A 19,039-nucleotide genomic window follows, 5' to 3' on the forward strand; every position below is an offset into this window, starting at 1 on the left:
CAGCAGCGCCTTGTCCTAGATCATACTTCCACATCTTCTACATTCTTAAAGTAAACCTGTTTATCTGCATCCAAGTCTACCAAGACCGCTGCATCGTTTTTGATGTATCCGCTTAGGATCTGTTTGGACAATTCATTCAAAACCAATCGCTGCATGGTTCTCTTCAGTGGCCGTGCTCCGAATTGCGGGTCGAAACCTACCTCTCCAAGATAATCAAGCACCTCCTTGGTCGCATCGATTTCTATTCCCGAATCAGCCAATCGCTGCTGGATCTCCTTCCATTGAATATCCACGATCTTGCGGGTAACTTCCCTGTTCAATGGCTCAAACATAACGGTCTCATCGATCCTGTTCAAGAATTCTGGCCTAACTGACTTTTTCAACAACTCAAACACTTCCTTCTTGGTATCCTCCATCACCTGCTCTTTGTTCCAGTCATCGATGGAAGCAAACCGCTCTTGAATCAACTGCGAGCCGATGTTGGTCGTCAGGATAATAATCGTGTTTTTGAAATTGGCCACTCGACCTTTATTATCCGTCAACCTACCATCATCCAATACCTGCAAGAGGATGTTGAACACATCAGGGTGGGCTTTCTCTATCTCATCCAAGAGAATAACAGAATAAGGCTTCCTTCTCACCGCTTCTGTCAGCTGGCCACCTTCGTCATAGCCCACATAGCCTGGAGGTGCTCCCACCAGTCTACTTACCGCATGCCGCTCCTGATATTCGGACATATCGATCCGAACCATGGCATTATCGTCATTGAAAAGGTACTCTGCCAATGCCTTGGCCAATTCCGTCTTCCCCACACCGGTGGTTCCCATAAAGATGAAGGAACCTATGGGTCGCTTGGGATCCTGCAGGCCAGCCCGGCTCCTGCGTACCGCATCGGACAAAGCAGCAATCGCTTCTTCCTGACCAGCCACGCGCTTGCCAAGCTCATCTTCCAAGTGAAGCAACTTCTCTCGCTCACTCTCCAACATCCTGGAAACAGGAATCCCTGTCCACTTGGCCACTACGGCCGCAACATCTTCAGCATCCACTTCCTCTTTCAGCAAAGGCGAACCTTCCTGCATCTCCTGAAGTTGCTCCTTGAACGATTCCAGTTTCTGCTCACTTTCGCTGATCTTGCCGTAACGGATCTCCGCTACTTTTCCAAAATCCCCAGTGCGCTCGGCTTGCTCGGCTTCCAATTTAAACTTGTCGATATTTTCTTTCTCGCGCTGAATGCCCATAATGACCGCCTTTTCACTTTCCCATTTGGCCTTCACTGACTGGCGCGTCTCTGACAACTCGGCTATTTCCTTGCTCAACACCGACTCTTTGTCCTTGTTCTTCTCACGACGGATGGCTTCCCGCTCGATTTCCAACTGCATGATCCGCCTGTTCAGCTCGTCCAGCTCCTGAGGAAGGGAATCTATCTCCATCCTCAACTTGGCCGCAGCTTCGTCCATCAAGTCGATGGCTTTGTCAGGCAAGAAGCGATCTGAGATATACCGCTGGGACAATTCCACCGCTGAAATAACGGCATCATCCTTCACCCTCACCCCATGGTGCAACTCGTACTTGTCCTTGATACCACGTAAGATGGAAATGGCATCGGCAGCATCCGGCTCATCCACGATCACCGACTGGAACCTTCGTTCTAAGGCCTTGTCCTTCTCCACGTATTTTTGGTATTCCTTCAGCGTAGTGGCTCCTATGGCATGTAACTCACCCCTCGCAAGGGCCGGCTTCAGCAAGTTGGCCGCATCCATGGCTCCTTCGCCACCGCCACCTGCACCGATCAAGGTATGGATTTCATCGATGAACAGAATGATCTCTCCATCGGAATCAGTCACCTCTTTGATGACTGCTTTCAGCCTTTCTTCGAACTCACCTTTGTACTTGGCACCAGCTACCAGTAAGCCCATATCCAGGGAAATCAGGGTTTTGGACTTTAGGTTTTCTGGCACATCGCCGCTAACGATCCGCTGCGCCAAGCCTTCCACTATCGCAGTCTTACCAACACCTGGCTCACCCAGTAGGATGGGGTTGTTTTTGGTCCTTCGTGCCAAAATCTGTAGCACCCTCCTGATCTCTTCATCACGACCAATAACTGGATCAATTTTACCCTTCTTGGCCAATTCATTCAAGTTTTTGGAGTACTTTTCCAGAGACCTGTATTTTGCTTCTGCGTTTTGGTCAGTCACTTTACTGCCCTGTCTTAATTCTTTGATGGCTTCGATCAGCCCTTTTTCGGTTACACCTTGGTCTTTGAGCAACTGGGCCGACTTATCACCGCCAGAAAGAATTCCCAGTAGCAAATGCTCTACCGCCACAAACTCATCCCCAAATGTTTTCAGGTAACCTTTTGCTTTGGTCAATACTTGATTTCCTGCATTGGACAGGTACGGTTGCTGCCCACTGACTTTAGGGAATGACTGGATGATCTCGTCCAATTTCTGCGAAATCAACTTCCTGTTCACCCCAAGTTTTTTGAAAACAAAATCAACCACGCTCTCATCTTCCGCAAGGATCCCCTTTAGCACATGTGCCGGCTCAATGGCCTGCTGCTGCTCGGCCATACAAAGCTCTGCCGCTTTTTGAATGGCTTCCTGCGATTTGATCGTAAATTGTTTAAAATCCATTTTTATCTATTGCTTATTTTTTTCAAGATTATCTTTTGAGCTTCGTGCTCAGCATACATTTATCAAATCCAGCACCAATCCGTAAAAATCGAATTATTCGGAAAAAATGTCTGATAAAGCACAAAAAACACGTCTATTTAGGACTTTTTGACAGTAAAATTGCATCATCAAAAGATTCCTATCCCATCTTTTGTCACTCACTAAATTTACTTGCCCGCAACTTTCTCTTTTTTTTTGGCATTAAACCTGGAATATGCATTCGCCTACCTATTACGGTTTCTAATGCATAATTAAGGTTAAAAACGGAAGCCACTAAGCCACCAAGACACTAAGGTATATGTTGAAAAAACTGTTGTTCAGACAGCTGCGCAGCGGAACTAGGGGCCAATAGATTTTAACTCAACAGGACCCGCATGGCTTATTCCTTTGGAAGACAAATCGGCTCGCAGTGTTTATTTGTAAATCGAACTCGGGCTAATAAATGCCTTTGGCCTAACTTGAGTGCAGGTTGTCACCTGCACCTTCTATATGACCCTCCGTCAAAGGCGGATGAGGCAGGATACTCAGTTGCTAACGCATATTCGGGGTTCAATGCCGTTTAGTTAAGGCTATTTCCCTGTTTTCACATGCTAGGAGTTTCTTTTCTATTTGACTTTAACTGTATGGCTTTGGCCATTTTGGTGGATTGTATCCTTTTCCTTTTTTCCATTGATGAAAAAAGAAAGAAAAAAATCTAGGCCGGTGGTCTGCCCTTTAAAATGGGATATAGATTTCCCATGCGACGTGGATCAGTCACCCATTTTAATTTTCACCCAGTGGCTCCGGGCTAAAAGAGAGTGGATCTCGCTGTTCCACGACGCGAGCTAACTCCCTTTCTTAACAGCCTGCACCACCGGATGAAAAACAGGCATACCAAGGGCCGTCATATGGAAGCAACACCTTTTTGGGACTTATTAACTGAATCCGCCTTGCAGGTATTGGGCGTTAAGAAATTAAAAAGCGGGCGGGCAAAAAGGCAGGCTTGTTTGACGAAATTCTGGCCAAAAAGAATGTAGGCAGCTAAAAAGGAGGAGTTTGCCTGCATGAGGGAAGATTTTAATTTTAGGCCAATAGATGCACAGCGGCGGGGTTTTTTGGTTACTTTTTTGACCTGAAGCAAAAAAGTGACAAAGGTAAAGAGATGAAAACCATCTTGGAATTTAGCAAGAAAAATAACTGCCCAAGGAAAAAATATAGAACACATATTTCCAGATACACACTAAACTAAACGGCATTAATTCGGGGTTTAAACTCAACCAAATCAACTCATCATTCTTTCAGCCCATCCCGCCATTCGGTAAGATAGGCTACTGCGGTTTCCAATGTATAAATCGAGGCAAAGTGCCAGCGGCACGATAAATTTTGTAACCTGTGGATTCATCCGCAGAAGGTTAAGATCCTCTCATTTTCCAGAACGAGTGCCATCGGCACGGATGATAGCTATCCCTACACGAAAATTGTTCCCCTTCAAAACACTTAATGCGTTTGCCCTGACTTGACACATCGCCACTGTTTTACAATCCCATAAATTCCCTACCTTTGCATTATGAAAACGGGTGAGAAAAAAGATATCAGGAAATTGAGCTTGGAAGAACTCCAAGACTTCTTCCTATCTGAAGGGGACAAAAAGTTCAGGGCCAACCAAGTATACGATTGGCTGTGGAACAAGTCATTGAAGAATTTTGATGACATGACCAATATTTCCCTGTCCACCCGTGAAATGCTGAAGGCCCACTTCACCATCAACCACGTCAAGGTGGACCTGATGCAGCATTCCAATGATGGTACCATCAAAAATGCCGTCAAACTCTACGACAACAAAATCGTGGAGTCTGTGCTGATCCCTACTTCCAAGCGGATCACCGCCTGCGTTTCGTCACAGGTGGGCTGTAGCCTAGACTGTAATTTCTGTGCAACTGCCCGGCTAAAAAGAATGCGAAACCTGAACCCAGATGAAATCTATGATCAGGTCGTCGCCATCAAGGAAGAGGCAGAGAAATACTTCCAGCGTCCCCTGACCAATATTGTCTTTATGGGAATGGGAGAGCCTTTGCTAAACTACGCCAATGTCATCGACGCCATTGACAAGATCACCGCCCCAGAAGGACTTGGCATGGCTCCGAGAAGGATCACGCTTTCCACGGTAGGGATTCCTAAGATCATCAAAAAAATGGCCGACGATGAAGTAAAATTCAACCTCGCTCTCTCTCTCCACTCCGCTATCAACAGGACCAGAAGCCGCCTGATGCCCATCAATGACAAAAGTCCGGTCGAGGACCTGGCAGAAGCGTTAAAATACTGGTACCAGAAAACCCAACGCAAGGTCACTTATGAATACGTGATATGGGACGGCATCAACGACGATGAGGAACACGCCTTAGCTTTGGCAAAATTCTGCAAGCACATTCCTTCCAAGGTCAACATCATCCAGTACAATCCCATCGATGAAGGAGGGTTTCGGCAAGCTTCTCAAGAAGCGGTGGACATGTACGTACGCATCCTCGAAAGCCGAGGTATAGTCGCCAAAGTCAGAAAATCCCGGGGCCAGGACATCGATGCAGCATGCGGCCAACTCGCGAACAAAAACGAAGTCGCTGAAATATAATGTTTTAAATATTTAATTGTTAAAAAGTACAACTAAACTTTACCTTTCGTCGTTTGTCAAGGGTAAATAGCAATAAGGCTTTTCGGATATTTTGAGATCAGTGGTCGTTTGGCCTTATTTTTGGATGTCACAAATTAAACTTTTATATAACTATGAAAAAACTATTATTATTAGGACTGTTTGCGATGACAGTTACTTTCGCACAAGCCCAAAGTGAGGGAGACATCAGACTACAAATTGGTGGTGATTATGCATTTGACTTGGAGTCCTTTGGCCTCAACTTCGGGGGAGAATACCTTATAACCGACCAAATTTCAGCTGCTCCGAACTTTACGATTTACTTTCCAGAAGGAGGAAATGCCAGTACCCTGAACATCGACGCTCGGTATTATTTTACCAGGGACATCCTCCAATGGTATGGCCTTTTAGGTTTTACCAATAACTGGTACTCAGCAGAATTCATGGGGGTAAAGGCAACAAGCAGTACTGCTGGTGCCAATATCGGTGCCGGTGGTGTCCTGAAATTTACGGATAACCTGGCATTTAATCCTGAGTTAAAATACCAAGCCATGAACGGCGGCCAAGCGGTATTCCGTTTTGGCCTGGTTTATTTCTTGCCATAAACCAACTCAGCCCAAATGGTAAAATCAACGAGTTTATAAGTAAAAGGCTCCGGTCCTACAATCGGAGCCTTTTTTTTTCTTTATTCCTGTTTCCAATCATCAAGGGCGCCCTTTACGGAGCCGAACTTCAGCAACCTTTCCTTGGCCTGCTCTTCTTCCAATCCGGTGGCATCCATGATCATCCGCGTACCGCGCTCCACCAGTTTTTGGTTGGACAATTGCATATTGACCATTTTATTGCCCTTCACTTTTCCGAGCTTGATCATTACGGATGTAGAGATCATGTTAAGCACTAACTTCTGTGCCGTACCTGATTTCATACGAGTACTGCCCGTCACAAACTCCGGCCCCACTACCACTTCTATTGGACATTCTGCCTCTGCGGCCAAAGAAGAGCCTTCGTTACAGGTGATACAGCCGGTAAGCAGCCCTTGTTCCCTTGCGGTTTTTACACCACCAATGACATAAGGTGTCGTTCCAGATGCTGCTATGCCAATCACCGTATCCAATTCATGGATGCCATTGGCTTTTAAATCCTGCCAGGCTTGGTCAGGGTCATCCTCTGCCTTCTCCACAGATTTCCTAATCGCACTATCACCACCGGCTATCAACCCGATGACCATGTCATGTGACACCCCATAAGTGGGAGGACACTCGGAAGCATCCAAGATCCCCAGCCTACCGCTGGTACCGGCACCAATATAAAACAGTCGCCCGCCCTTGGCCATGCGCTCCACGATTTTTTCTATCAACACCTCTATTGCCGGTAAGGCCTTGTTCACTGCCAAAGGAACAGTTTGGTCTTCTTTGTTCATACTGGAAATGAGCTCGGCTACGCTCATTTCTTCCAAGTTATCGTAATGCGAGCTGCTTTCTGTTGTTTTCATAGGTTGTCTTTATGATATAGTGTCAATCCCGCAATGGGGCTTTCCAAAATTAAATGAACATGGATCTGCATATCAGCAGCGGCTTTTCTTAGTATGTCACTATTATAAAACGCCACCGACCCTACAAAACTTACCTTTTTCTGATCATAATTACTGTATCTGGTCACGTGCTTCTTAAAGAAGTCCTGAAACGCATTATAATATAGCAGGTAACAGTACGGATTGGATGTATGTTCTGTGATAAACCGGCAAAAACTGGCCATGTACCTCCCTGGAAAAGGTTTTCTATAAACATTGTCCTGTATCACCTGTGCGGTAAGCTGAAATCGATCAGCGGCTTCCTCTTTTAGCACAGCGGGCATTTCATCATGAATAAAATCTTGAAGGAATTTTTTACCGATAGAGGTGCCGCCTCCTTCATCTCCCAGGATAAACCCCGGTGAAGGCCTGGAGTCCGTGATCTTGTCACCATTATAATCGCAACTATTGGAGCCGGTACCGAGAATACAGGCGATACCTTCCTCATGGCCGCAGGTAGCTCTCGCGGCAGCCAATAGATCATGTTCTATTTTGATTTTGGCATTTCCAAAAAGGTTTCCCAAAGCTGTGGCCACTCCTTTTTTATTTTCGGGAGTGGAACAGCCTGCACCATAATAATAAATGGCCACTACCTCTTCCTTGAGCTTCAACAAAAATTCATCATTCAGCTCTGTGGCCATTTCTTCAGGTGTCTGGTAATAAGGATTAAAGCCCACACCCCTGAATTGGCTGACATTGCCGTCCTTGTCGATTCCTCGCCAGTCCGTTTTGCTCGATCCACTGTCTGCTATTAATATCATTGATCTATCAATTGCCCAATAGGCTCAAATTTGTCAAATACATTGGCTGTATGGGGAGCATCTACTAGTTCATCTGTCAGATCCTGTCCTGCCCAATGTTCATAATGTTTGCCATTTTTCCACAGCCGAGAACGGGATACATCGTAGATTTTCCCTTCAAATGCCACCCAAATCTCAGGTTTATCCTGACCATTTCTCAAAGCCAGCTGTTGTCTGGTGTAAGTCTTCATGCTCAGTATAACTTTAGCTGGGCATTGACCCACCTGTCAGGTACTTCACCTCTTTGGGCGGTTTGGTAATCCTGGTAGCTACAGGGAATGATGGTATCGCGCTCAAATTTCTCTTTACCCGTCTGGGGCACCTCCATCCACCATTTTGCACTCAGTTTACTTTTGTAGAAAACAATGGTAGATGGCTTGGAGTCGAGCGAAACGGTGTATTTTGTATAATCATTGCTCTTGAAGGACAGGCTGTCCTTACGATGATAAAACCCTTCAATAAAATACCACACCATGGTCGCCATCACGGAAGCCGTCTTAAACCTGCGATCATCATAAGAAGGCTGATACCCATAAAGTCCCAAAGAGCTGAGTTTCTCGTTCATTCCTGCAAACCAGCAAATCTGACAGGCCTCTTCCGCAGTAAGTCCAAAAGGCTGTGCATCACAAGCCCCTGGAGCATCAGCTGATTGTACAGCACAGATGTCAAAGCTCAGCAGGTCCGCATTACGGATGAGCGGCTCCACCTCTTTGAAATTACCCCTTAACTGCCCCAGCCTTACATGATCAAAATACAATTTTTCCATGACATTAACTAGGTCACGATCGGTCAAAAAACTCTGATAGGCCAGCTGGGTATAATTAAACAAGAAATTGGGCTGGTGAAGGATTATATCCTGGGAATGCACCTCAAATGGCTTACCCTCATCATCCATATCGATTTTGGCATCCACGGTAAGCATACTGACCAGTTTTTTCATTCCCTCATAAGAAAGGTATTGGCCCACATCCAAGTCATGTGTCCCCCCTACATAAATAGGAAGTACCTGTTGTTCCATCAATTCTTCTCCCACTGTCTTGATCCGGATATAGGTCTCCTTCAAGTCCACTCCATTTCGGAGATTGCCCAAATCGACTATTTTATAATGGGCCAAGCCACGCTTAAGCTGATAAAGCCGCTTTCGCACTTCATGAGCTGCTTGGTCAACAGACTCGCCATCATCAGTGCCACGTACTTCTTCCAGTCCAATAATAGCGATCTGTATTCCCTTTAAATCAGGAAAAAGCTCGCCATGGTAATTGATGTGTTTAAAGAAGGAATTGTGCGCATATTTTTGTTGCGTGATTGATTCTGGAACAGGGTCAAAGAATAGCTTAAAATCCATAAATGATAGTTTAATGCAACTGAGCAGTAAAATGATGATTGCCCAACAAAACGGATAGCGTCCAAATTTGGAAAAGCGGACTTCCCTTCAAAATTAAACAAAAAAGTCAAGGGGGGAATTAAAAAAGGCCCTGCATTTGCAGAGCCTTTTACTATTTAACCACCGAAGTCGTCAAATCTAATGTTTTCCTTGGGAACTCCCATGTCGTCCAACAGCTTCAATACTGCAGAGTTCATCAAAGGGGGACCACAAAGGTAATATTCTACCTCATCTGGCTCTGGATGTTCTTTCAGGTAGTTATCATATAATACTTGGTGGATAAAGCCCACATAACCGTCACCTTCCCTGTCTTCCAAATCCTTCTTGATCTTCCAGTTATCTTCAGGAAGTGGTTCAGAAAGGCCTATATGAAACCTGAAATTATCAAAATCTTTTTCGATATCCCTGAAATGAGGAACATAGAACAATTCTTTCTTGGATCTACCACCATACCAGTAAGACACCTTTCGACTGGTTTTCTCCGTATGGAAGAGATGGAATATATGTGACCTCAAAGGCGCCATACCTGCACCACCACCAATATAGATCATTTCTCTTTCGGTAGGGTTGATGTGGAATTCACCATAAGGTCCAGAAATTGTCACTTTGTCACCTGGCTTACGAGAGAATACGTAAGAAGAGCACACTCCTGGGTTAACATCCATCCATTTGTTATTGGCCCTGTCCCAAGGTGGGGTGGCAATACGAATGGTCAGCATGATGATGTTTCCTTCGGCAGGGTGATTGGCCATAGAGTAAGCACGGAAGAGCTCTTCATCGTTCTTCATCACCAAATCCCACAGGCCAAATTTATCCCAATCACTCTGGTAAACATCTTCAGGGTGCTCCAACTCAGGGTGAGGAGCAATATCAATGTCCTTAAAGTTAACAGTAATCTCGGGAACGTCGATCTGAATGTATCCGCCGGATTCGAAATCCAGGTTTTCTCCTTCTGGCAGTTTCACTTTAAATTCCTTGATAAAGGTAGAAACATTGTAGTTCGAGACCACTTCACATTCCCACTTCTTGATACCGAAGATCTCTTCAGGAATACGAATTCTCATATCCTCTTTCACCTTCACCTGACAGGAAAGTCTTACATTGCTTTGCTGCTCAGCTCTACTAAGGTGACCTACTTCGGTAGGTAATACCTCTCCTCCACCTTCTTCGACCGTACATTTGCACATGGCACATGTACCACCGCCACCGCAGGCCGAGGGAAGAAATATCTTCTGACCACCTAAGGTAGAAAGCAGCGTAGAACCCGCAGAAGCTACCACAGGGTTAGACTCATCTCCATTGATGATAATGTTTACATCTCCTGATGCGACCAGCTTAGACTGTGCAAACAGCAGAATAAAAACAAGTAGCAATATGATCAAAGTAAATGCTACAATTGACGTAATAATTACTGAACTCATTTAATAAGGCTTTTTCTAGTTCTCTTTCAGTATAAAATGCGCCTTTTTACGGGCACACAAATATATTTATTATTCCCTAAAATTGCCGACTGATTGCGTAAATTTTAAAGATAATAATCCACGTCCTATTATTTTTTCAACAATCTTAGCAAGGTAGACAACCTGGACTTCAGCTGTCTTCTATCCACAATAAAATCCAAAAAGCCATGCTCAAGCACAAATTCGGCACTCTGAAAGCCTTTTGGAAGGTCTTTTCCGATCGTCTCCCGGATTACACGTGGCCCAGCAAAGCCAATCAAAGCCCCAGGCTCGGCAATGTTAAAATCACCCAACATCGCATAAGATGCCGTCACTCCGCCTGTCGTCGGATCCGTAAGCATGGAGATGTAAGGGATCTTGGCCTCTGCCAATAGCGCCAACTTCGCTGAAGTCTTGGCCATTTGCATCAAGCTGAAGCCCGCCTCCATCATTCTGGCACCTCCTGACTTAGATATCATTAAAAACGGGATGTTGTTTTTCAGGGAATGGTCTATGGCCCGGGCGATTTTCTCACCTACCACAGAGCCCATTGACCCACCAATAAACCCAAAATCCATACAAGCCACGACGATATCCTGACCGTCCAGCTTTCCTACTGCTGACCTTACGGCATCTTTAAGGCCGGTTTTGCTAATGGTGGCCTCGATACGGGAAGTATATGGCTTGCTGTCCACAAAATCCAAGGGGTCGCCTGAGATCATATTTTCATCAAGCTCTTGAAATTGATTGTTGTCAAACAATATTTCAAAATACTCCTTTGAGCCTATTTTTACATGATAATCATCATCCGGACAAACATAAGCGTTGCTTTTCAACTCTCGGGTGTGAATGATATTTCCTTTTGGAGTTTTAAACCAGAGTCCATCTGGTGTATCTTTTTTCTCCTTTGTTGAGGTCTTTATACCTGCGTCTTTTCTCTTAAACCAAGCCATATGTTGAAGTTTTAAGGCTGAAAATATCTTTTCAGGACTACAAATTTATAGGTAATATCCGGTAAATAAAATGAAATGTAGCTTTCTCCTTAGTACGACCTGAATTAGGTACTTTTTACCTCATCTGTTTGGTGCAATAAAACACGTGCTTTTGGCAGGGAATCTGGGTATTTTTCCTGAATATAAGTAATCATTTGCTCCCTCACCATACAGCGCAAATCAAAAGCCGATGGGCTGTCCTTGGCACTCATCAGGCAGCGTAATTCTACTGTGGCTTCTTTCACATCAGTCACTTGGAGCACCTGTACTTTCCCGTCCCACAAGTCCGTACTACCCAAGATTTCCTTGAGTTTTGCCTTGAGATCAGCTACTGGTATCGTGTGGTCCACATACAGAAATACTGTTCCCCAAATGTCAGCAGTATTTCGCGTCCAATTCTGAAAGGGCTTCTCCAAGAAATAATTGATCGGCAACACCAACCTGCGCTGGTCCCAGATACAAACCACCACGTAAGTAAAATTAATCTCTTCGATTTTTCCCCATTCACCTTCCACAACGACCACATCATCTATCCGAATGGGCTGGGTAAAGGCAATCTGAAATCCTGCCAGAAAGTTGGCTATGGACTTTTGGGCTGCCAAACCAATGATGATACCGGCTACTCCGGCGGAAGTCAATAATCCTTGCCCTAACTTCTTGGCTTCATCAAAGTTCATCATAATGGCAGAAAATGCGATCAGCACGATAATGGCCACTAGAATTTTCTGTATAAAAGAAACTTGTGTATACAAACTCCTTTCGCGGAGGTTATCCAATTTGGCGTAAGAGTGGCTTTCCAAAAAAACATATTTAAGCAGCTTGGCAAAGGAAATCAAGATCCAGGCAAGGTTCACTATAAAAAGTATCTGGAACACCTTAAACTTACTGATGTAAGACCAGTCTTCTGGAGAAATATAGGGTTCCAAAATGGGAAACAGTACAAAAAACAACCCCCATTTAAGGGAATTACTGGTTTGGCTCATTGCTTTCTCTCCTGCCTTTGAAGTAGGCTTATAAAATAGCCTTACCAATGACTTAAACAACGTCCAAAACAACAGGTGGGTCCCCACTAATAGCCCTATACCAATCAATATAAAATATAGCTTGTCATTCATTGTTGATAGAGGTTTTGATCTGAAATGAATAGGCAAGGTTACTGGGCTTGGCATTAGCTGGCAGACTGGCCATACTGTTAATCAACCGTTTTCGACTTGTAGAAACTTCACAAGTCAAAATAGTTTAATTACATTTGTCAGTTAAAGGATATATCAAAAAGATAGACCGCAAACCGACACTGTCACGACATAATATACAGACTACCAACCATAAATCCAAAGTCTCTCATGACCTTAGCCTCACTATTGCTCATTGCCGCAGCCATCCTCATCGCAGCTTATTTCATTTACGGGAAGTTTGTTTTCAAGAAATTTGACATCCGGAACGACCGTGTCACTCCTTCTCATAAATACCAGGACGGTGTGGATTATGAACCAAGTCGGCCCATTGTAGTACTGGGGCATCATTTTGCTTCCATTGCTGGAGCAGGTCCTATCGTGGGGCCGATCATTGCAGTGACTTTTGGGTGGGTTCCTGCGGTAATTTGGATTTTGGTAGGGGGGATTTTCTTTGGAGCGGTACATGACTTGGGCAGCATGGTGGCTTCCTTAAGAACGGAAGGCAAGTCCATAGGGACCATCATTGACAACACCATTGGGCATAGAGGAAAGCAGCTTTTTATGCTATTCAGTTTTTCTACGCTTATCCTTGTTATTGCTGTTTTTGCGGACATTATTGCCAAAACATTCATCAATAATCCCGGTGTGGCCTCTGCATCCATTCTTTTTATTGCATTGGCGATAGTTTTTGGATTGGTCAATAAAATGGTTGCCCACAGAAAGAGTTTGTTCCTCATCACCTCCATTATTGGAGTGGCACTGATGTACTACTTCGTTTATTTAGGAATGCAACTCCCTTTTAAACTGGACTACCAGTTATGGTTGTATATTTTACTTGCCTATGCTTTCATCGCTTCGGTGACGCCAGTATCACTTCTATTGCAGCCAAGAGACTACCTTAACAGCTTTCTGCTCTATGGGCTGATCATTTTTGCAGTAGCCGGAGTGCTTTTTGCCAATCCTGACATCAAAATGGACAGCCAAGTACATGTTACTTCTGAAAACCTTGGCTATCTATTTCCTGTATTATTTGTCACTATTGCCTGCGGAGCTATCAGCGGTTTTCACTCGCTGGTGGCTTCAGGCACTACATCCAAACAAATAGATAAAGAAACGGATGCAAAGGTCGTTGGATTTGGCGGAATGCTCATCGAATCATTTTTGGCCATCATCGCAGTAGGTGCGGTAATCGTGCTCAGTCGGGATGAATATGCCAGCACTCTCGTCGCAAAAGGCCCCGTCACGATGTTCTCTGATGGACTGGGCGCCATGATAGGATCCCTAGGAATCCCCGAAGGATTGGCGGTTAGTTTTGTTGCTCTTACGGTATCAGCTTTTGCCTTGACTACCTTGGATACCTGTACCCGCCTAGCGCGGTTCACCTTTCAGGAATACTTTGAAGGAGTGGAAGGGCCTATCGGAAAAACGCTGTCTACCAATAGATACCTAAGCACCGGTATCGTAGTGATCTTATCGATATTGCTGATCAGCTCTGGCGGTTTCACTACACTTTGGCCTATCTTCGGCTCTGCCAACCAGCTTTTGGCAGCCCTAGCCTTGCTGGCTGTGGCCGTCTGGTTAATCAAAAAAAGGGTGAATGCTACCTTTGTCGTCATTCCCATGTTTTTCATGTTTACGGTAACCTTGACCTCTTTGGGAATTTTCGCTTGGAAAAACTTTATGGATCAGGCTTACGTTCTCTCTATCATAGCCGGAGGCTTGTTTGTACTCTCTATTGTACTGATCATTTTGGCCAAAAAAAGCTTGGCTACTTACTCCGCTCTCCCCCAAACCCAAAACTAGCCTATTTAGCATCAATCAGTTTGGCCTAGACTTTGCATTGCTAAATTATTGTTATTATTTTAAACGAAATAATATACATTTAAAATGCATTTTATTAGAGTTAAAGAGCAGCGTCAGCCAAAATACACATGGGTATTTATGTTGGCAATGGCGCTAATGGTCACATCCTGCTTTAAGGACAGTGAGGTAGATGAACGGGTACAAAGCATCAAAGCTGCCAAACGTGCCCCAGGCATTTCCGCACACGAGATCCTGTCTGCTGACACCTACAAGAGCATTAAGCTTGAAGTCCATTATATGGAGGGATACCCCCTCAGTTCGTCCACTGCTACCACACTGATGGACTGGCTAGGCAGCTTGGCCAATAAGCCCATGGGCATCCAACTTGTCACCAAGGCCATTCCTGCAATGGGCCAAGAAAAATACAGCGTACAGGATGTAAGGGACATCGAAGATGAAAACCGGACAGCCTATAATACGGGTGATGAACTGGGACTATATATTTTGGTCGTAGACGGGTATTTCGAAAAAGACACCGAAACGGAGGCAAGCTTAGGATTTGCTCACCGTAACACTTCCCTAGTACTGCTAGGCAAACGAATGGTCGAAAATTCCAACCGTTTTGGCAAACCAGACAAAGATAGGCTAGAAACCACTGTACTTGAACATGAGCTGGGGCATTTGCTAGGCTTGGTCAATCTCGGCACAGCTATGACCGAAGACCATGAAGACCACGAAAACTCCGGGCACTGCGACAATGAGGATTGTCTAATGTACTGGGCAGTAGAAACCAACAACATCTTTAACACGCTCAACCAACCTATCCCTACCCTCGATCAAAACTGCCTAAATGACCTCAAGGCTAATGGAGGTAAGTAATCCTGAAACTGCTTCAAATTCAGCGACTAGGCTGATGTTTTCGATGTTCTCCATGGGCATTGCTTATGGTGAAGGATGTTACGCCCTTTCGGCATTTTTATACTACTTGGCCTTTCCATTTTAGGAAAAATAAATCAGCGTCACTCTTAATCATCTGCGCCATCAGCGTTCTATCCAAACCTTCCCAAATCCCCCAACCTTTCCGCTTGACCCCGTTTTTCTTTATCTTGGTCATTTGCGCACATCAAAAAAGGAGCCCATTATGAGCTCCTTTTGATTATTTACTTTAGAAGTAAGACAAAGTCTTGACCAATCAATCTTTGACCTCTTCATAATCTACGTATTCACCGCCTTTGATATCCTTACTTCTTCTTTCATCGTAGGATTTTGGGACATAATCTACATGAATATCGCCATCATCATTCGCTCGCCTTTGAGCTTGCTCTTGTTCTTTCGTTGCCCTATTGACCTGCTGCGCAAAGCGTGCCAGTTTTGACCTTAGAAAATAACGAACCAGCTGCCCAAGCAACCATCCAACGCCAAGAATTATTAAAAGAAATTTAATCAAAACGATGAGTTTTTTTGTTGTCTATTATCTACTTAGATAAAGGTTTCTCTCTGAGTATATCTTCAGGAAGTAATCATCCATCAAATCATCAATGAAGTAAATCGCCTCCCCGGTAGATTTCATCTCAGGTCCCAACTCTTTATTCACGTTAGGGAATTTATGGAAAGAGAAAACCGGTTCCTTGATAGCATAACCTTTTTTGTATGGTTTAAATTCAAAGTCGGTCACTTTATTTTCACCCAACATCACTTTTACGGCATAATTCACATAAGGTTCTCTATAGGCCTTACAAATAAACGGCACCGTTCTGGAAGCCCTAGGATTAGCCTCGATGACATATACTTTATCATCTTTCACCGCAAACTGGATATTGATCAGTCCCTTGGTCTTCAGTGCCAATGCGATCTTCTCCGTAAACGTTTCGATCTGTCTCACCACCAAGTCACCCAGGTTATATGGAGGCAATACTGCATAGGAATCACCAGAGTGAATACCCGCCGGCTCTATGTGCTGCATGATACCGATGATATAGACATTCTCTCCATCACAGATGGCATCTGCTTCTGCTTCTATCGCCCCTTCGAGGAAGTGGTCAAGCAAAATTTCATTGTCAGGAATATCTTTCAACACCTCTACCACATGCTGCTCCAACTCTTTTTCATTGATCACGATCTTCATACCTTGACCACCCAAGACATAGGAAGGTCTTACCAAAAGTGGGAAACCGATCGTCTTACAGAGTTCCAGTGCCTCGTCCGTGTTATGGATAGTTCCAAACTCAGGGTAAGGGACATCATTCTCCTTCAGCAAGCTCGAAAATTCACCACGATCTTCTGCCAAGTCAAGTGCTTCGTAGCTTGTGCCCAAAATTTTGATTCCATATTTGTCGAGCTTCTCGGCCAGCTTAAGTGCCGTCTGCCCACCAAGCTGCACAATCACGCCTTCCGGTTTTTCGTGCAGGATGATTTCATAAATATGCTCCCAGAATACAGGCTCAAAATACAGCTTATCAGCAATATCAAAATCCGTAGAAACCGTCTCCGGGTTACAGTTGATCATGATGGTCTCGTAGCCGCATTCCTTGGCAGCCAACACACCATGGACACAAGAGTAATCAAATTCAATTCCCTGTCCTACGCGGTTTGGTCCAGAGCCCAGCACGATGATTTTCTTCCGATCAGAAACCTCGGATTCATTCTCTTCGCCAAACGAAGAATAGTAGTACGGCGTCTGCGCCTCAAATTCGGCAGCACAAGTATCTACCAGCTTGTACACCCGCTTGATGCCCATCTCTTCCCGTCTCTTATTGAAGACCTCACTTTCAAGGCACCCCAGCAAGTGCGCTATCTGGCGGTCCGCATAGCCTTTGTGTTTGGCCACCATCATTAAGTCTTTAGAAATGGTGTCCAGCGTGTATTTGGCAAGGGTGATGTCCAGATGAACAAGCTCCTCAATTTGTTTCAGGAACCATTTATCGATTTTGGACAGGTCTTGGATCGTCCTGAACGAAATGCCCAGCTTGAAGGCATCATAAATATGGAACAGTCTGTTCCAGCTGGGATGCTCCAGGCTATCAAGAATCTGCTCTTGGTTTTTCAGCTCTTTGCCATCCGCTCCAAGGCCGTTACGCTTGATTTCTAGGGATTGACAGGCTTTTTGGAGCGCCTCCTGGAAGTTTCGGCCAATACCCATTACTTCACCTACAGCTTTCATGGAAAGTCCAAGACGGCGGTCAGATCCTTTGAATTTATCGAAATTCCAACGAGGGATTTTTACAATTACATAGTCAATAGCCGGCTCAAAGAAGGCTGAAGTACTGCCTGTAATGGAGTTTTTCAGCTCATCCAGGTTATAGCCAATGGCAAGTTTGGCAGCCACTTTGGCGATCGGATATCCTGTTGCTTTAGAAGCCAATGCGGAGGAACGTGATACCCGAGGGTTGATCTCAATACCAATGATGGTCTGATTGTCAGGGCTCACAGAAAACTGCACGTTACAACCACCCGCAAAGTTCCCAATGCCATTCATCATCTTGATGGCCTGATTTCTCATTTCTTGGTACACCGTATCAGGCAGTGTCATGGCCGGTGCCACGGTGATGGAATCCCCCGTATGGACACCCATTGGATCAAAGTTCTCGATAGAACAGATCACCACCATATTTCCCTTACTGTCCCTCAAGACTTCCAGTTCGTATTCTTTCCATCCAAGGATACTCTGTTCGATCAGTACTTCGTGGGTCGGTGAAGCCTTAAGGCCACTCATCAGTGCATTTTCGAACTCATCTTCTTTTTCTACAAAGCCTCCACCGGTACCACCAAGGGTATAGGAAGGTCGGATCACCAATGGAAAACCAATATCTTGGGCAATTTCTTTGCCCTGAAGGAAGGAAGTAGCTGTTTTCCCTATACAAACGCCCACATTGAGCTTTTCCAGAAGTACTTTGAATTTTTCGCGGTTTTCGGCCGTCTCGATGGCATCGATATCCACACCGATCATCCTGACTTTGTACTTATCCCAGATGCCTGCTTTATCTGCTTCTATGGCCAAGTTCAGTGCTGTCTGCCCCCCCATAGTAGGAAGTACACAATCAATATCAGGATGCTCTTCTAGAATTTTTATAAGAGACTTTTTCTCCAATGGAAGCAGGTAAACATTGTCTGCAGTAACCGGGTCGGTCATGATTGTCGCCGGATTGGAATTGATCAGCGTGACGGTAATCCCTTCTTCTCGAAGAGACCTTGCCGCCTGAGAACCGGCATAATCGAACTCACAGGCTTGGCCAATTACAATCGGACCACTTCCAATAATCAGTACATGTTTAATGCTATTGTCTTTAGGCATGCTTAGAGAGGTTTGGAATAAGAATTTTACTTATGGCTAAATTGGTGCAAAATTAAGTAAATTATTCAAAGTAGCAGGAATTATATAGAAAAACATTCCTCTTATTGGTGATATTTTATAGTCATAGCCTCGCTCTACTCAAAATCAGTCAAATAACGGACTGCTCACCCTTCTACTAAATTGCCATTTCAGCACCCAGCAATGAAAACGTTAGTAATTAAACCCGGAATATGCATTAGCCTATCTGTTGCGACCTGAAACTGCTTCAAAATCAGCCGTTTCACTTTAGT

The 19,039-nt window shown here is 44.6% G+C and carries 14 protein-coding genes; 4 read left to right on the forward strand and 10 right to left on the reverse strand.

Annotated features, from left to right (window positions below):
• Window positions 1-20: 20 nt before the first annotated feature.
• Window positions 21-2,633: an ATP-dependent chaperone ClpB gene (gene clpB / locus DN752_RS10110; RefSeq protein ID WP_112783828.1), complete on the reverse strand. Its 2,613-nt coding sequence runs from the start codon at window positions 2,631-2,633 to the stop codon at window positions 21-23.
• A gap of 1,585 nt (window positions 2,634-4,218) precedes the next feature.
• Here clpB and rlmN point away from each other — a divergent pair.
• Together rlmN and DN752_RS10125 are read left to right on the forward strand one after the other, a co-directional pair.
• Complete coding sequence (rlmN, locus tag DN752_RS10120; RefSeq protein WP_112783830.1) at window positions 4,219-5,277, forward strand: 23S rRNA (adenine(2503)-C(2))-methyltransferase RlmN; 1,059 nt, start codon at window positions 4,219-4,221, stop codon at window positions 5,275-5,277.
• Window positions 5,278-5,429: 152 nt separating this feature from the next.
• Window positions 5,430-5,900 carry a porin family protein gene (locus tag DN752_RS10125; protein ID WP_112783831.1) on the forward strand — a complete coding sequence of 157 codons (471 nt, stop codon included), beginning with the start codon at window positions 5,430-5,432 and terminating at the stop codon, window positions 5,898-5,900.
• 80 nt (window positions 5,901-5,980) lie between these two features.
• Here the strand turns inward: DN752_RS10125 and murQ are convergent, their stop codons facing one another.
• From murQ to DN752_RS10160, 7 genes are all read right to left on the reverse strand, one after another.
• The gene (murQ, locus tag DN752_RS10130; protein WP_112783832.1) at window positions 5,981-6,787 is read right to left on the reverse strand and encodes an N-acetylmuramic acid 6-phosphate etherase; all 807 of its coding nucleotides are present in this window, start codon (window positions 6,785-6,787) and stop codon (window positions 5,981-5,983) included.
• Window positions 6,784-7,626 carry an N-acetylglucosamine kinase gene (locus DN752_RS10135; protein WP_112783833.1) on the reverse strand — a complete coding sequence of 281 codons (843 nt, stop codon included), beginning with the start codon at window positions 7,624-7,626 and terminating at the stop codon, window positions 6,784-6,786. Before DN752_RS10135 ends, murQ begins: the two co-directional genes overlap by 4 nt.
• Window positions 7,623-7,856, reverse strand: coding sequence for a cytochrome b5 domain-containing protein (locus tag DN752_RS10140; RefSeq protein WP_112783834.1), 234 nt, complete (start codon window positions 7,854-7,856; stop codon window positions 7,623-7,625). Before DN752_RS10140 ends, DN752_RS10135 begins: the two co-directional genes overlap by 4 nt.
• Window positions 7,857-7,858: 2 nt before the next feature.
• Window positions 7,859-9,010: a formimidoylglutamase gene (locus DN752_RS10145; RefSeq protein ID WP_112783835.1), complete on the reverse strand. Its 1,152-nt coding sequence runs from the start codon at window positions 9,008-9,010 to the stop codon at window positions 7,859-7,861.
• A 155-nt stretch (window positions 9,011-9,165) separates the two neighbouring features.
• Window positions 9,166-10,470: an NADH:ubiquinone reductase (Na(+)-transporting) subunit F gene (gene nqrF, locus DN752_RS10150; RefSeq protein ID WP_112783836.1), complete on the reverse strand. Its 1,305-nt coding sequence runs from the start codon at window positions 10,468-10,470 to the stop codon at window positions 9,166-9,168.
• Between the two features lie 128 nt (window positions 10,471-10,598).
• Window positions 10,599-11,441 (reverse strand): acetyl-CoA carboxylase, carboxyltransferase subunit beta, encoded by an 843-nt coding sequence (gene accD, locus DN752_RS10155; protein ID WP_112783837.1) that lies wholly within the window; start codon window positions 11,439-11,441, stop codon window positions 10,599-10,601.
• Between the two features lie 104 nt (window positions 11,442-11,545).
• Window positions 11,546-12,595, reverse strand: coding sequence for a mechanosensitive ion channel family protein (locus DN752_RS10160; RefSeq protein WP_112783838.1), 1,050 nt, complete (start codon window positions 12,593-12,595; stop codon window positions 11,546-11,548).
• Window positions 12,596-12,823: 228 nt separating this feature from the next.
• Here DN752_RS10160 and DN752_RS10165 point away from each other — a divergent pair, with 228 nt between their 5' ends.
• A complete protein-coding gene (locus tag DN752_RS10165) occupies window positions 12,824-14,458 on the forward strand; it encodes a carbon starvation CstA family protein (protein ID WP_112783839.1) in 1,635 nt (544 codons plus the stop codon).
• 84 nt (window positions 14,459-14,542) lie between these two features.
• Entirely contained in the window at window positions 14,543-15,337 is a 795-nt protein-coding gene (locus tag DN752_RS10170; RefSeq protein ID WP_112783840.1) for a zinc metalloprotease, read from the forward strand.
• Window positions 15,338-15,650: 313 nt separating this feature from the next.
• Here the strand turns inward: DN752_RS10170 and DN752_RS10175 are convergent, their stop codons facing one another.
• The gene (locus tag DN752_RS10175; protein ID WP_112783841.1) at window positions 15,651-15,905 is read right to left on the reverse strand and encodes a DUF4834 family protein; all 255 of its coding nucleotides are present in this window, start codon (window positions 15,903-15,905) and stop codon (window positions 15,651-15,653) included.
• 24 nt (window positions 15,906-15,929) lie between these two features.
• Window positions 15,930-18,749 carry a carbamoyl-phosphate synthase large subunit gene (gene carB / locus DN752_RS10180; protein ID WP_112783842.1) on the reverse strand — a complete coding sequence of 940 codons (2,820 nt, stop codon included), beginning with the start codon at window positions 18,747-18,749 and terminating at the stop codon, window positions 15,930-15,932.
• Between the last annotated feature and the right edge of the window lie 290 nt (window positions 18,750-19,039).

Origin of the sequence: Echinicola strongylocentroti (assembly GCF_003260975.1) — a bacterium.
In the GTDB taxonomy this organism is placed as follows: domain Bacteria; phylum Bacteroidota; class Bacteroidia; order Cytophagales; family Cyclobacteriaceae; genus Echinicola; species Echinicola strongylocentroti.